At 64.5% G+C, this 13,773-nt stretch carries 11 protein-coding genes; 2 read left to right on the top strand and 9 right to left on the bottom strand.

The annotated features are described in order from the left end of the window. Positions 1-129 precede the first annotated feature (129 nt). A complete protein-coding gene (clpB, locus tag ACXI0U_RS01935) occupies positions 130-2,694 on the top strand; it encodes an ATP-dependent chaperone ClpB (RefSeq protein ID WP_021219354.1) in 2,565 nt (854 codons plus the stop codon). Positions 2,695-2,757: 63 nt separating this feature from the next. Here the strand turns inward: clpB and ispH are convergent, their stop codons facing one another. The 6 genes from ispH to murJ form a co-directional block, all read right to left on the bottom strand. Further along, on the bottom strand, positions 2,758-3,705 hold the full coding sequence (ispH, locus tag ACXI0U_RS01930; protein WP_431483456.1) for a 4-hydroxy-3-methylbut-2-enyl diphosphate reductase: 948 nt from the start codon (positions 3,703-3,705) through the stop codon (positions 2,758-2,760). Positions 3,706-3,754: 49 nt separating this feature from the next. Next, a complete protein-coding gene (locus ACXI0U_RS01925; RefSeq protein ID WP_043243724.1) occupies positions 3,755-4,207 on the bottom strand; it encodes an FKBP-type peptidyl-prolyl cis-trans isomerase in 453 nt (150 codons plus the stop codon). Next, positions 4,200-4,706 carry a signal peptidase II gene (gene lspA, locus ACXI0U_RS01920; RefSeq protein WP_263400619.1) on the bottom strand — a complete coding sequence of 169 codons (507 nt, stop codon included), beginning with the start codon at positions 4,704-4,706 and terminating at the stop codon, positions 4,200-4,202. The genes ACXI0U_RS01925 and lspA overlap by 8 nt, the downstream gene beginning before the upstream one ends. Continuing rightward, on the bottom strand, positions 4,699-7,530 hold the full coding sequence (gene ileS / locus ACXI0U_RS01915; protein ID WP_431483455.1) for an isoleucine--tRNA ligase: 2,832 nt from the start codon (positions 7,528-7,530) through the stop codon (positions 4,699-4,701). Before ileS ends, lspA begins: the two co-directional genes overlap by 8 nt. 15 nt (positions 7,531-7,545) lie before the next feature. Then, on the bottom strand, positions 7,546-8,484 hold the full coding sequence (ribF, locus tag ACXI0U_RS01910) for a bifunctional riboflavin kinase/FAD synthetase (protein WP_021219373.1): 939 nt from the start codon (positions 8,482-8,484) through the stop codon (positions 7,546-7,548). A 108-nt stretch (positions 8,485-8,592) separates the two neighbouring features. Next, complete coding sequence (murJ, locus tag ACXI0U_RS01905; protein WP_021219374.1) at positions 8,593-10,128, bottom strand: murein biosynthesis integral membrane protein MurJ; 1,536 nt, start codon at positions 10,126-10,128, stop codon at positions 8,593-8,595. Positions 10,129-10,389: 261 nt separating this feature from the next. Here murJ and rpsT point away from each other — a divergent pair, with 261 nt between their 5' ends. Then, the gene (gene rpsT / locus ACXI0U_RS01900) at positions 10,390-10,665 is read left to right on the top strand and encodes a 30S ribosomal protein S20 (RefSeq protein ID WP_031287647.1); all 276 of its coding nucleotides are present in this window, start codon (positions 10,390-10,392) and stop codon (positions 10,663-10,665) included. Positions 10,666-10,773: 108 nt separating this feature from the next. Here the strand turns inward: rpsT and ACXI0U_RS01895 are convergent, their stop codons facing one another. The 3 genes from ACXI0U_RS01895 to cgtA all read right to left on the bottom strand — a co-directional run bounded on the left by ACXI0U_RS01895 (position 10,774) and on the right by cgtA (position 13,670). Beyond that, the gene (locus ACXI0U_RS01895) at positions 10,774-11,238 is read right to left on the bottom strand and encodes a CreA family protein (RefSeq protein WP_431483454.1); all 465 of its coding nucleotides are present in this window, start codon (positions 11,236-11,238) and stop codon (positions 10,774-10,776) included. Between the two features lie 12 nt (positions 11,239-11,250). Then, positions 11,251-12,369 (bottom strand): glutamate 5-kinase, encoded by a 1,119-nt coding sequence (gene proB / locus ACXI0U_RS01890; RefSeq protein ID WP_263400623.1) that lies wholly within the window; start codon positions 12,367-12,369, stop codon positions 11,251-11,253. 80 nt (positions 12,370-12,449) lie between these two features. After that, entirely contained in the window at positions 12,450-13,670 is a 1,221-nt protein-coding gene (cgtA, locus tag ACXI0U_RS01885; protein ID WP_431483453.1) for an Obg family GTPase CgtA, read from the bottom strand. Positions 13,671-13,773: the final 103 nt, after the last annotated feature.

The raw sequence follows: 13,773 nt of genomic DNA, 5'->3' as shown, positions 1-13,773 counted from the left end.
ACTGACCTCCGTCAAGTCGCGATGGCTTGAATCGCCCAGAATCGTCCTTATCTAGACTTCATCTCGGCGGGCTTCTCGTCTCCGGAGCCTTCATCGCTCCAGCCCGCTCTTTAAAGGAAGGACTGCCCTATGCGAATCGACCGTTTGACCAGCAAGCTGCAACTGGCGCTCTCCGATGCCCAGTCCCAGGCCGTGGGCCACGATCACCCGGCCATCGAACCCTTTCACCTGATCCTCGCCCTGCTCGACCAGCAGGGCGGCTCCATCAAGCCCCTGCTCATGCAGGTGGGCTTCGACATCGCCGCCCTGCGCAGCGCCCTGACCAAGGAGCTGGACGGGCTGCCGAAGATCCAGAACCCCACCGGCGACGTGAACCTGTCCCAGGACCTGGCGCGCCTGCTCAACCAGGCCGACCGCCTGTCCCAGCAGAAGGGTGACCAGTTCATCTCCAGCGAGCTGGTGCTGCTCGCCGCCATGGACGAGAACACCAAGCTCGGCAAATTGCTGCTCGGCCAGGGCGTCACCCGCAAGGCGCTGGAGAACGCCATCGCCAACCTGCGTGGCGGCCAGGCGGTCAACGACCCCAACGTCGAGGAATCCCGCCAGGCGCTGGACAAGTACACCGTCGATCTGACCAAGCGCGCCGAAGACGGCAAGCTCGACCCGGTGATCGGCCGTGACGACGAAATCCGTCGCACCATCCAGGTCCTGCAGCGCCGCACCAAGAACAACCCGGTGCTGATCGGCGAGCCCGGCGTCGGCAAGACCGCCATCGCCGAAGGCCTGGCCCAGCGCATCGTCAACGGCGAAGTACCGGATGGCCTCAAGGACAAACGCCTGCTGTCCCTGGACATGGGCGCGCTGATCGCCGGCGCCAAGTTCCGCGGCGAGTTCGAGGAGCGCCTCAAGGCGGTGCTCAACGAGCTGTCCAAGCAGGAAGGCCGGATCATCCTGTTCATCGACGAGCTGCACACCATGGTCGGTGCCGGCAAGGCCGAAGGCGCGATGGATGCCGGCAACATGCTCAAGCCCGCGCTGTCACGCGGCGAGCTGCATTGCGTCGGCGCCACCACCCTGGACGAATACCGCCAGTACATCGAGAAGGACGCCGCCCTCGAGCGCCGCTTCCAGAAGGTGCTGGTGGACGAGCCCAGCGAGGAAGACACCATCGCCATCCTCCGTGGCCTCAAGGAGCGCTACGAGGTGCACCACGGTGTGACCATCACCGACGGCGCCATCGTCGCCGCCGCCAAGCTGTCGCACCGCTACATCACCGACCGCCAGCTGCCGGACAAGGCCATCGACCTGATCGACGAAGCCGCCAGCCGCATCCGCATGGAGATCGACTCCAAGCCGGAGGCGCTGGACCGCCTCGAGCGCCGCCTGATCCAGCTGAAGATCGAGCAGGAGGCCCTGAAGAAAGAGGACGACGACGCCGCCCTCAAGCGCCTCGAAAAGCTCAAGGACGACATCGCCCGCCTGGAGCGCGAATACGCCGACCTGGAAGAGATCTGGAAGTCCGAGAAAGCCGAAGTGCAGGGCTCGGCGCAGATCCAGCAGCGCATCGAGCAAGCCCGCCTGGACATGGAGGCCGCCCGTCGCAAGGGCGACCTGCAGCGCATGGCCGAATTGCAGTACGGCATCATCCCCGACCTCGAGCGCAGCCTGCAGATGGTCGACCAGCACGGCAAGACCGAGAACCAGCTGCTGCGCAACAAGGTCACCGACGAGGAAATCGCCGAGGTCGTCTCCAAGTGGACCGGCATCCCTGTCTCGAAGATGCTCGAAGGCGAGCGCGAGAAGCTGCTGAACATGGAGGCCATGCTGCACAAGCGCCTGATCGGCCAGGACGAAGCGGTGGTCGCCGTGGCCAACGCCGTGCGCCGCTCCCGTGCGGGGCTCTCCGATCCGAACCGGCCCAGTGGCTCCTTCCTGTTCCTCGGCCCGACCGGTGTCGGCAAGACCGAGCTGTGCAAGTCCCTGGCCGAGTTCCTCTTCGACACCGAGGAAGCGCTGGTGCGCATCGACATGTCCGAGTTCATGGAGAAGCACTCCGTGGCACGGCTGATCGGCGCGCCGCCGGGCTATGTCGGCTATGAAGAGGGCGGCTACCTGACCGAGGCCGTGCGTCGCAAGCCGTACTCGGTGGTGTTGCTGGACGAAGTCGAGAAGGCCCACCCGGACGTCTTCAACGTCCTCCTGCAGGTGCTGGAGGACGGTCGCCTCACCGACAGCCACGGCCGGACCGTGGACTTCCGCAACACGGTGGTGGTGATGACCTCCAACCTCGGTTCCGCGCAGATCCAGGAACTGGTAGGGGATCGCGAAGCCCAGCGCGCGGCGGTGATGGATGCGGTGAGCAACCACTTCCGCCCCGAGTTCATCAACCGTATCGACGAGGTGGTGGTGTTCGAACCGCTGGCTCGCGAGCAGATCGCCGGCATCGCCGAGATCCAGCTGCAGCGCCTGCGCAAGCGCCTGGCCGAGCGGGAGCTGAACCTGGAGCTGTCCAGCGAGGCGATGGACAAGCTGATCGCCGTCGGCTACGACCCGGTCTATGGTGCGCGCCCGCTGAAGCGCGCCATCCAGCGCTGGATCGAGAACCCCCTGGCGCAACTGATCCTGGCTGGCAAGTTCGCCCCGGGCATCGCCATCAGCGGCAAGGTGGAAGGCGAGGACATCGTCTTCGTCTGACCCAGGAGACACCTGTAAAGAAAACGCCCGGCATCAGCCGGGCTTTTTCTTGAGCATCAGAATTTACTTCACCTCAACAACGCGCAACTCCTTCGGCATCGAGAACGTCACATTCTCCGGCCGACCATCCAGCTCGACCGCAACCTCGGCGCCCCAGGCGCGCAGCTGTTCGATCACACCCTGCACCAGCACTTCCGGCGCAGAGGCACCGGCAGTGATACCGACGCGGGTGATGCCTTCGAACCACTCCTGCTTCATGTCCTCGGCCCCGTCGATCAGGTAGGCCGGGGTGCCGATGCGTTCGGCGAGTTCGCGCAGGCGGTTGGAGTTGGAGCTGTTGGGACTGCCGACCACCAGGACCACATCGCTCTCGTCGGCGAGTTGCTTGACCGCGTCCTGGCGGTTCTGGGTGGCGTAGCAGATGTCGTCCTTGCGCGGGCCGCCGATGCTGGGGAACTTGCTGCGCAGGGCGTCGATGACGCGGCTGGTGTCGTCCATGGACAGCGTGGTCTGGGTGACGAAGGACAGCGCCTCGGGGTTGCGCACCACCAGGTTTTCGACGTCAGCTTCGTTTTCTACAAGGTAGATGGCGCCGCCGTTGCTGCCGTCATACTGGCCCATGGTGCCTTCGACTTCCGGGTGCCCGGCATGGCCGATGAGCACGCATTCGCGGCCGTCACGGCTGTAGCGCGCGACCTCCATGTGCACCTTGGTCACCAGCGGGCAGGTGGCGTCGAAGACCTTCAGGCCACGGCGGTCGGCTTCCTGGCGTACGGCCTGGGAGACGCCGTGGGCGCTGAAGATGACGATGACATTGTCCGGCACCTGGTCCAGTTCCTCGACGAACACCGCACCGCGGGCGCGCAGGTCCTCGACCACGAACTTGTTGTGCACCACTTCGTGACGCACGTAGATCGGCGGGCCGAAGACTTCCAGCGCGCGGTTGACGATCTCGATGGCGCGATCGACGCCGGCGCAGAAGCCGCGGGGGTTGGCGAGTTTGATTTGCATGCTGTCTACCTCTTGGCCTTGCGGCCGCCCTCCCCTGCGGGAGCTGAAATCACGCCGGCTCGACTGCCAGAATCTCCACCTCGAAGCGCAGCGATTTGCCGGACAGCGGGTGGTTGAAGTCGATGGTCACATGGCTGTCGTCGAAGCGCTTCACCACGCCAGGCAACTCGGTGTTGGCGGCGTCATTGAAGATGATCAGCAGGCCTTCGGAGAGTTCCATGTCCTGGAACTGGCTGCGCGGCATGACCTGCACGTTCTGCGAGTTCGGCTGGCCGAAACCCTGCTCCGGCTCGATCGGCAGCACCCGCTTGTCACCGGCCTTGAGGCCGAACAGCGCGCCCTCGAAACCCGGCAACAGGTTGCCATCGCCGACCTTGAAGGTGGCCGGCTGGCGGTCGAAGGTGCTGTCGACGACATCACCGTTCTCCAGCTTGATGGCGAAATGCAGGGTGACCCGAGCATCCGGACCGATGCGCGACTCAGTGGCGAGAGACTCAGTCATGAGCGGGTTCTCCGGACTTCTTCGACTTGAACATATCCAGCGCCAACATGATGGCGCCCAGGGTGATGGCGGTATCGGCCAGGTTGAACGCGGGGAAGTACCAGCGATCCTGCCAATGCACCAGGATGAAATCGACCACATGGCCAAGCACCACGCGGTCATAGAGGTTGCCCAGTGCGCCACCGAGGACCATGGCCAGCGCAATGGCCAGCCAGGTTTCGTCGGCCTTCAGGCGCTTGAGCCAGACCACCAGCACGCCGCTGACCACCAGAGCGATCAGGGCGAAGAACCAGCGCTGCCAGCCGGAGCTGTCGGCGAGGAAACTGAAGGCGGCACCGGTGTTGTAGACGTGAATCCAATCGAACCAACCGGGGATGACGGTGATCCGTTCGCGGAACGGAATCACATCCAGCACCACCCACTTGGAACCCTGGTCCAGCACGAACACCAGCACGCTCAGCAGCAGCCAGCCGAGACGGCCAAAACGGGCCTCAGGCATAGTGGCGAACCTCGCCAGCACCTTCGATGTTCTCGACGCAACGGCCGCACAGCTCAGGGTGCGCAGCGTTCACGCCGACATCCGCGCGGTGGTGCCAGCAACGACCGCACTTGGCGTGGACGGACTTGAGGATCTTCAGTTTCAGGCCCGGCACCTCGGTTTCCACTGCATCGGCCGGTGCGGCGGCCAGGGGCTGCACGTCGGCGGTGGAAGTGATCAGAACGAAGCGCAGTTCGTTGCCCAGCTTGGCCAGCTTGGTAGCCAGGGATTCCTCGGCGAAGACCGTGACCTCGGCCTGCAGGCTGCCGCCGATGGCCTTGGCGGTACGCAGGTTCTCCAGCTCCTTGTTCACCGAAGCCTTGACCGCGACCACGTCCTCCCAGAAGGCGTTGCTCATCTCGAAGCCTTCCGGCAGCTCGCTCAGGCCCTGGTACCAGGTGTTGAGCATCACCGACTCACCACGCTCGCCCGGCATGAACTGCCAGACTTCCTCGGCGGTGAAGGCCAGGATCGGCGCGACCCAACGCACCAGCGCCTCGACGATGTGGAACAGCGCGGACTGGCAGGAGCGACGCGCCAGGCTGTCGGCCTGGGTGGTGTACTGGCGGTCCTTGATGATGTCGAGGTAGAAGCCGCCCAGCTCCTGCACGCAGAAGTTGTGCACGCGGGAGTAGACGTTCCAGAAGCGGTACTCGCCGTAGGCTTCTTCCAGCTCGCGCTGCAGCTGCAGGGTACGGTCCACGGCCCAGCGGTCCAGGGCCAGCATGTCTTCCACCGGCACCAGGTGCTGCGCCGGGTCGAAGCCCGAGAGGTTGGAGAGCATGAAGCGCGTGGTGTTGCGGATGCGGCGATAGGCATCGGCGCTGCGCTGCAGGATCTGCTGGGAAACGGCGATCTCGCCGGAGTAGTCGGTGGACGCAACCCACAGGCGCAGGATGTCGGCACCCAGGGTGTCGATCACCGTCTGCGGCACCACGGTGTTGCCCAGGGACTTGGACATCTTGCGGCCGGACTCGTCGACGGTGAAGCCGTGGGTCAGCAGCGCGCGGTACGGCGGGTGGTTGTCGATGGCGCAACCGGTCAGCAGGGACGAATGGAACCAGCCGCGGTGCTGGTCCGAGCCTTCCAGGTACAGGTCGGCGCGCGGGCCGCTGGCATGGCCCAGCGGGTGCGAGCCGCGCAGCACGTGCCAGTGGGTGGTGCCGGAGTCGAACCACACGTCCAGGGTGTCGCTGATCTTGTCGTATTGCGGGGCTTCGTCACCCAGCAGCTCGGCGGCGTCCAGCTTGAACCAGGCTTCGATGCCTTCCTGTTCGACGCGCTTGGCCACTTCCTCCATCAGCTCGACGGTGCGCGGGTGCAGCTCACCGGTGGCCTTGTGCAGGAAGAACGGGATCGGCACGCCCCAGTTGCGCTGGCGCGAGATGCACCAGTCCGGGCGGCCGGCGATCATGTTGTGCAGGCGCGCCTGGCCCCAGGCGGGTACGAACTCGGTCTGCTCGATGCCGGCCAGCGCGCGCTCGCGCAGGGTGGCGCCTTCGTTGGGCTGCTTGTCCATGCCGACGAACCACTGCGCGGTGGCGCGGTAGATCAGCGGGGTCTTGTGGCGCCAGCAGTGCATGTAGCTGTGGTTGATGCTCTCGTGCTTGAGCAGCGCACCAACCTCTTCCAGCTTGGCGACGATGGCCGGGTTGGCCTTCCAGATGAACTGGCCGCCGAAGAAGGGCAGGTCCTGTACATAGACGCCATTGCTCTGCACCGGGCTGAGGATGTCGTCGTTGCTCATGCCGTAGTGTTTGCAGGAACGGAAGTCGTCCTCGCCATAGGCCGGCGCGGAGTGAACCACACCGGTACCGGCACCCAGCTCGACGTACTCGGCCAGGTAGACCGGCGACAGGCGCTCGTAGAACGGGTGGCGGAAGCGGATGTTCTCCAGCGCTTCACCCTTGGCGGTGGCGATCACCTGACCTTCGAGGCCGAAGCGCGCCAGGCAGGACTCCACCAGCTCTTCGGCCAGCAACAGCAGGCGCGCGCCGGTATCGACCAGGGCGTAGTTGAATTCGGGGTGGACGTTCAGCGCCTGGTTGGCCGGGATGGTCCAGGGAGTGGTGGTCCAGATGACGATGGCGGCCGGCTTGGCCAGGCTCGACAGGCCGAATGCCGCGGCCAGCTTGTCGGCGTCTTCGACCAGGAAGGCGACATCGATGGCGTCGGACTTCTTGTCCTGGTACTCCACCTCGGCCTCGGCCAGGGCGGAACCGCAATCGAAGCACCAGTTGACCGGCTTCAGCCCCTTGAACACGAAGCCCTGCTTGACCATCTCGGCCAGGGCGCGGATCTCACCGGCCTCGTTGGCGAAGGCCATGGTCTTGTAGGGGTTGTCCCATTCGCCCAATACACCCAGGCGGATGAAATCGGCCTTCTGCCCTTCGATCTGCTCGGCGGCATAGGCACGGCAGAGTTCACGGGTCTTGTCGGCAGGGAGGTTCTTGCCGTGGGTGGTCTCGACCTTGTGCTCGATCGGCAGGCCGTGGCAGTCCCAGCCCGGTACATAGGGGGCATCGAAGCCCGCCAGGGTCTTGGAACGGAGAATGATGTCCTTGAGGATCTTGTTGACCGCGTGACCGATGTGGATGCTGCCGTTGGCATAGGGCGGGCCATCGTGCAGGACGAACTTCGGGCGGCCCTCACCGATCTGGCGCAGCTTCTGATAGAGCCCAATGGAGTCCCAGCGCTGCAGGGTCTCCGGCTCACGCTGGGGAAGACCGGCCTTCATCGGAAATGCCGTTTCCGGCAGGTTGAGGGTCGCTTTGTAATCGGTCATGTCAGTCCAGGCTCATCATTGAATTGGGATGCCTTGCCAGTAGGCACGGGCTGCGGCGACGTCCGCGTCGATCGCCGACTTCAACGCCTCGAGGGAGGCGAAACGCTGCTCTTCACGCAGCTTGTGGTGGAAGGTCACACTGATGCGCCGGTCATACAGATCGGCGGAGTAATCCAGCAGATGCACTTCCAGGTGGGCCTTGCCATCCCCCTTCACGGTGGGACGCACGCCGATGTTGGCAACGCCGGGGCGGCGCTGGCCGTCCAGTTCGACGCTGACCAGAAAGACCCCGGAAAGGGGAACGCGCCGACGCTTGAGCTGCACGTTGGCCGTGGGCGTACCCAGTTGGCGCGCCAGCTTCTGCCCGTGCAGCACCCGCCCCGTGATGGAAAAAGGCCGGCCCAGCAGGCGCTCGGCCAGGGCGAAATCGGCAGCGGCCAGGGCCTGGCGCACGCGCGTACTGCTCACCCGTACGTCATCCAGCTCGACGGTGGCGGCAGCTTCCACGCTGAAGCCTTCGGCCGCACCGGCCATCTGCAGGAATGCGAAGTCGCCGGCGCGATCACAGCCGAAGCGGAAGTCATCGCCCACTTCCAGATGCTTGACCCCAAGCCCCTCGACCAGCACCGCATGCACGAACTCGGCGGCGCTGAGTTCGCGCAGCCGGCGGTTGAAGGCCAGGCACAGCACGCGGTCCACACCTTCGGCAGCCAGCAACTCCAGCTTGTCGCGCAGGCGGGTCAGCCGCACGGGGGCGGTATCGGGGCCGAAGAACTCGCGGGGTTGCGGCTCGAAAATCACCACGCAGCTGGGCACGCCCAACTCGGCTGCGCGCTCGCGCAAGCGTTTGAGAATGGCTTGATGACCACGGTGTACGCCGTCGAAATTGCCGATGGTGGCAACGCAACCCCCAAGTTGGGGCCGCAGGTTATGGAGGCCTCGGACCAGCTGCATAGCACACGTCTTGTTCACAAAGTGGCCGAATTATACGCACACCCGCCGCCAGACAACAGGCGCCGCTGACGGGCCGCGCCGATGCCTGATCAGGCGGCCCCGGGAAGCTCAGATCGCACGTCGGGCGAAGTGTCGCAGGCGGAAGCCGAGTAACGCCAAGGTAGCGAAATAGCTCAGCGCCCCTGCCGTGACCAACCCACCCAGGCGCAACAGGCGCACCAGCATGTCGCCCTGATCCCAAGCCGGTAGCAGCCACATGCCGCCCACCAGCACCGCCGCCATCAAGGCCACCGCAACCAGCAGCTTGGTCAGGAACATCGGCCAACCGGGCTGCGGCTCGAACAGCTTCTGCCGGCGCAATTGCCAGAACAGCAGCGCGGCATTGAGGCAAGCGGCCAGGCCAATGGCCAATGCCAGCCCCGCGTGCTGTAGCGGGCCGATGAAGACGAGGTTCATCAGTTGCGTCGCAACCAGGGTGAACAGGGCGATACGCACCGGCGTGCGCAGGTTCTGCCGGGCGTAGAAGCCAGGCGCCAGCACCTTGACCAGAATGATCCCCAGCAGCCCCGCCGAGTAGGCGATCAGTGCGCGCTGGGTCATCTCGGCGTCATGGGCGCTGAACTTACCGTACTGGAACAGCGACACCGTCAGCGGCTCGGCGATCAGCGCCAACGCCAGTGCGCAAGGCAGCACCAGCAGGAAGCACAGGCGCAGCCCCCAATCCAGCAGCTGCGAATAGGCCTGGCGATCATCGCTGGCATAGGTCTTGGCCAGCGACGGCAGGAGAATGGTGCCCAGGGCCACGCCCAGCACACCGGACGGCAGCTCCATCAGGCGGTCGGCGTAATACATCCACGACACCGAGCCGGCCGCCAGGAAGGACGCGAAAATGGTGTTGATGATCAGCGAGATCTGGCTCACCGAAACACCGAAGATCGCCGGCCCCATCTGCTTCATCACCCGCCATACGCCGCTGTCCCGCAGGTTCAGGCGCGGCAGCACGAGCATGCCGATGCGTTTCAGGTGCGGCAGCTGGTACAGCAACTGCGCCAGGCCGCCGGCCAGGGTCGCCCAGCCCAGGGCCATCACCGGCGGGTCGAAATAGGGCGTCAGGAACAGCGCGAAGATGATCATCGCCACGTTCAACAGGGTCGGCACGAAGGCCGGCACGGCGAAACGGTTCCAGGTATTGAGCACAGCCCCGGCCAGGGACGAGAGAGAGATAAGGAAGATGTAGGGGAAAGTCACCCGCAGCAGCGAGGTGGTCAGCTCGAATTTTTCCGGCGTATCGGTGAAGCCCGGCGCCGTGGCCCAGATCACCCAGGGCGCGGCGAGTATGCCGATGGCCGTGACAATCGCCAGCACCAGCGTCAGCAAACCGGATACATACGCCAGGAAGGTGCGGGTGGCCTCCTCTCCCTGCTGGCTCTTGTACTCCGCCAGGATCGGCACGAAGGCCTGGGAGAACGCGCCCTCCGCGAAGATCCGCCGCAACAGGTTGGGCAGCTTGAAGGCAACGAAGAAGGCGTCGGTCGCCACGCCGGCACCGAAGATGCGCGCCACGATGGTGTCGCGAACGAAGCCGAGGACCCGAGAAAGCATGGTGATGGAACTGACGGCCGCCAGCGATTTGAGCAGGTTCATAAGGTCAGGCTGCTTGCATTCCGGGGTGAGCATGAAGGGTTTGCGCCCGGCGGGCGGGGCCGCAACCAGGCCAACGCGCTGGTTTTCGGAGGCCGCGAGTGTAGAGCCGGTGCAGAAATAAATCACGCTGCCCGCCGATCTGAGGTACGCTCGTCGCCCCTTTGTAGGGAAGCCGTACCTGCCCTTGACATTGCCTCATCGCATCGGCATGATTCGCGGCCTTATTTGTTTGTATCCCCCCAGTTTTCGAGGAGCTTGACGGTGGCCAATACACCTTCTGCCAAAAAACGCGCAAAACAGGCTGAGAAGCGTCGTAGCCATAACGCCAGCCTGCGCTCCATGGTCCGTACCTACATCAAGAACGTCGTCAAGGCGATCGATGCCAAGGACCTGCCCAAGGCCCAGAACGCCTACACCCTGGCCGTTCCGGTAATCGACCGCATGGCCGACAAGGGCATCATCCACAAGAACAAAGCTGCTCGTCACAAGAGCCGCCTGAACGCCCACATCAAGGCGCTCGGCCAGGCTGCTGCCTAAGCTTTGCTTCTGATGAAAGACCGGCCCCAGGGCCGGTTTTTTATTGCCCGCGAAAAGCATCGCCAAAGCGCGACCACAAAAAAGCCCGGCGAACCGGGCTTTTGATCTTCAGCGCGACTCAACCCAGGGCAGGATCGGAATCGCCGTAACTGCATTCTGCGGGCTGCCCTCGATTATCCGATCGCTGTACACCAGGTACACCAGCGTATTGCGCTTCTGGTCGAAGAAACGCACCACCTGCATGGTCTTGAACACCAGCGAGGTGCGCTCCTTGAAGACCTCCTCGCCATCCTTCAATTCGCCCTTGAAGTGAATCGCCCCCACCTGGCGGCACGCGATGGAAGCCTCGGCACGATCCTCGGCCAGGCCGAGCCCACCCTTCACTCCGCCGGTCTTGGCGCGCGACAGGTAGCAAGTCACGCCATCCACCTTGGGGTCATCGAAAGCCTCGACGACGATCTTGTCGTTCGGCCCCACCCACTTGAACACGGTTGAGACCGAACCGATCTCCTCCGCAGCGGCCAGCAAAGGCATGCACAACACCAATGCCGACAATCCCTTGATCACGCGCATCCGAACGCTCCTTCAGACCAGAACCAGATTATCCCGATGCACCAGCTCGGGCTCATCGACATAACCCAGCAGCTTCTCCACCTGCTCGGAGGACTGCCCGATGATCTTCTGCGCCTCCAGGGCACTGTAGTTGACCAGGCCGCGCGCCACCTCGCGCCCATCCGGCCCGACACAGACCACCATCTCGCCACGACGGAAGCTGCCCTGCACGGCCTTCACGCCCACCGGCAGCAAGCTCTTGCGATCGTCACGTAGGGCCTTCACGGCACCAGCGTCCAGCACCAGGGTGCCGCGAGTCTGCAGATGGCCAGCCAGCCACTGCTTGCGTGCCGCCAGCATGCCGCGCTCGGGCGCCAGCAGGGTGCCCAGGCGCTCGCCCGCCTTGAGGCGATCCAGCACCCGCTCGATACGCCCACCGACGATCACCGTATGCGCACCGGAACGAGCCGCCAGGCGCGCCGCACGCAGCTTGGTCTGCATGCCGCCACGACCCAGCGCACCACCGGTGCCGCCCGCCACGGCGTCCAGCGCCGGATCATCGGCACGGGCCTCGAAAATCAGCTGGGCATCGGGATTGTGGCGCGGATCGGCATCGAACATGCCGTCGCGATCGGTGAGGATCACCAGCAGATCAGCTTCGACCAGGTTGGCCACCAGGGCCGCGAGGGTATCGTTGTCGCCGAAGCGGATTTCATCGGTGACCACCGTATCGTTCTCGTTGATCACCGGAATGGTGCCGAGCTCGACCAGGGTACGCAGGGTGCTGCGCGCATTGAGGTAGCGCTTACGATCGGAGAGATCGTCATGGGTCAGGAGAATCTGCGCGGTGTGCCGGCCATGCTCGCCGAAACTCGACTCCCAGGCCTGCACCAATCCCATCTGCCCCACCGCAGCCGCAGCCTGCAGCTCATGCATGGCTTTCGGCCGGGCGCTCCAGCCCAGGCGACTCATGCCCGCTGCCACAGCGCCAGAGGAAACCAGCACCAGCTCGACCCCGGCATTGCGCAGGGCCACCATCTGCTCGACCCAGACCGCCATGGCATCACGGTCGAGACCACGACCATCCGCCGTCAGCAGCGCGCTGCCGATCTTGACCACCCAGCGCTGCGCGCCCGTCACCTTGTCCCGCATATCTTCCAACCTTAGCTAGAAAGCCGTGCGGCCCATGGCGCACAGCCTATGGCGATCATTTGCGCCGAGCGGCGCACTCATCAGGGAACGTAGAAGATTTCCGGACCGTCGCCGTCGTCTTCGTCATCATCGAAGTCATCGTCGTCATCTTCCGCACCAGCGCTCTTCAGGCCGGCACGGCGCAGGGCGCGCTGATCGTCCAACGCCTGCAGGCGGGCACGCGCCTCGTCCTCGATGCGCTGATCCAGCTCCGCGAGCTCCTCGGCGTACTCGGGCTCCTCACTCATGCGCAGGGTGCGCTCGTCGAGGTAGCGCATGATTTCCTGGGACAGGGCTTCGGTGCCTTCGCGCTCCAGGGCGGAGATCACATAGACCGGACCCTCCCACTCCAGGCGCTCAATCACCGCCCTCAGGCGAGCCTCGCGATCCTCGTCGAGAAGCTGGTCGGCCTTGTTCAGCACCAGCCAGCGGTCACGCTCGGTGAGCGCCGGACTGAAGCGGGCCAGCTCCTCGATGATGGTGGCAGCGGCCTCAGCCGGATCGCTATCGTCCAGCGGCGCCATATCGACGATATGCAGCAGCAGGCGAGTACGCGCCAGGTGCTTGAGGAAGCGGATACCCAGGCCCGCACCTTCGGCGGCGCCTTCGATCAGGCCAGGAATGTCGGCCACGACGAAGCTCTTGTAGCGCCCCACACTGACCACGCCCAGGTTCGGCACCAGGGTGGTGAAGGGGTAATCGGCAACCTTCGGCTTGGCCGCGGAAACGGCACGGATGAAGGTGCTCTTGCCCGCGTTCGGCAGGCCCAGCAGGCCGACGTCGGCCAGCACCTTCAGCTCCAGCTTGAGGTCACGGGAATCGCCCGGCTTGCCGTTGGTGGTCTGGCGCGGAGCACGGTTGGTGCTCGACTTGAAACGGGCATTGCCCAGGCCATGCCAGCCGCCCTGGGCGACCATCAGCCGCTGACCGGGCTTGGTCAGGTCGCCGATGATTTCCTGGGTGCCGGCATCGATAATGGTGGTCCCGACCGGAACGGGCAGGACCAGATCCTCACCCTTGCGCCCGGTGCAATCCTTACTGCCGCCGTTCTCGCCGCGCTGGGCGTCGAAACGACGGGTGTAGCGATAGTCGACCAGGGTGTTCAGGTTCGGGTCGGCCTCCATGAACACGGAGCCGCCGTCACCGCCATCGCCGCCGTTGGGGCCGCCCTTCTCAATGAATTTTTCGCGACGGAAACTCATCAGGCCGTTGCCGCCGTCACCCGCTTTTACAAAGATCGATACTTCATCGACGAATTTCATCAGGACGCCTCCCGCCACGCGGGACGGGTTGAAAGAAAAAAGAACACAAGGATACAGGGAAGCCCGCGCAAATCGGAGTTTCCATCTATCAGAAACAAAAAAG

The organism is Pseudomonas sp. C9D1 (genome assembly GCF_056491235.1).
The sequence above is the reverse complement of the archived record's forward strand: the minus strand, read 5'-3'. Positions and strand labels throughout refer to the sequence as shown.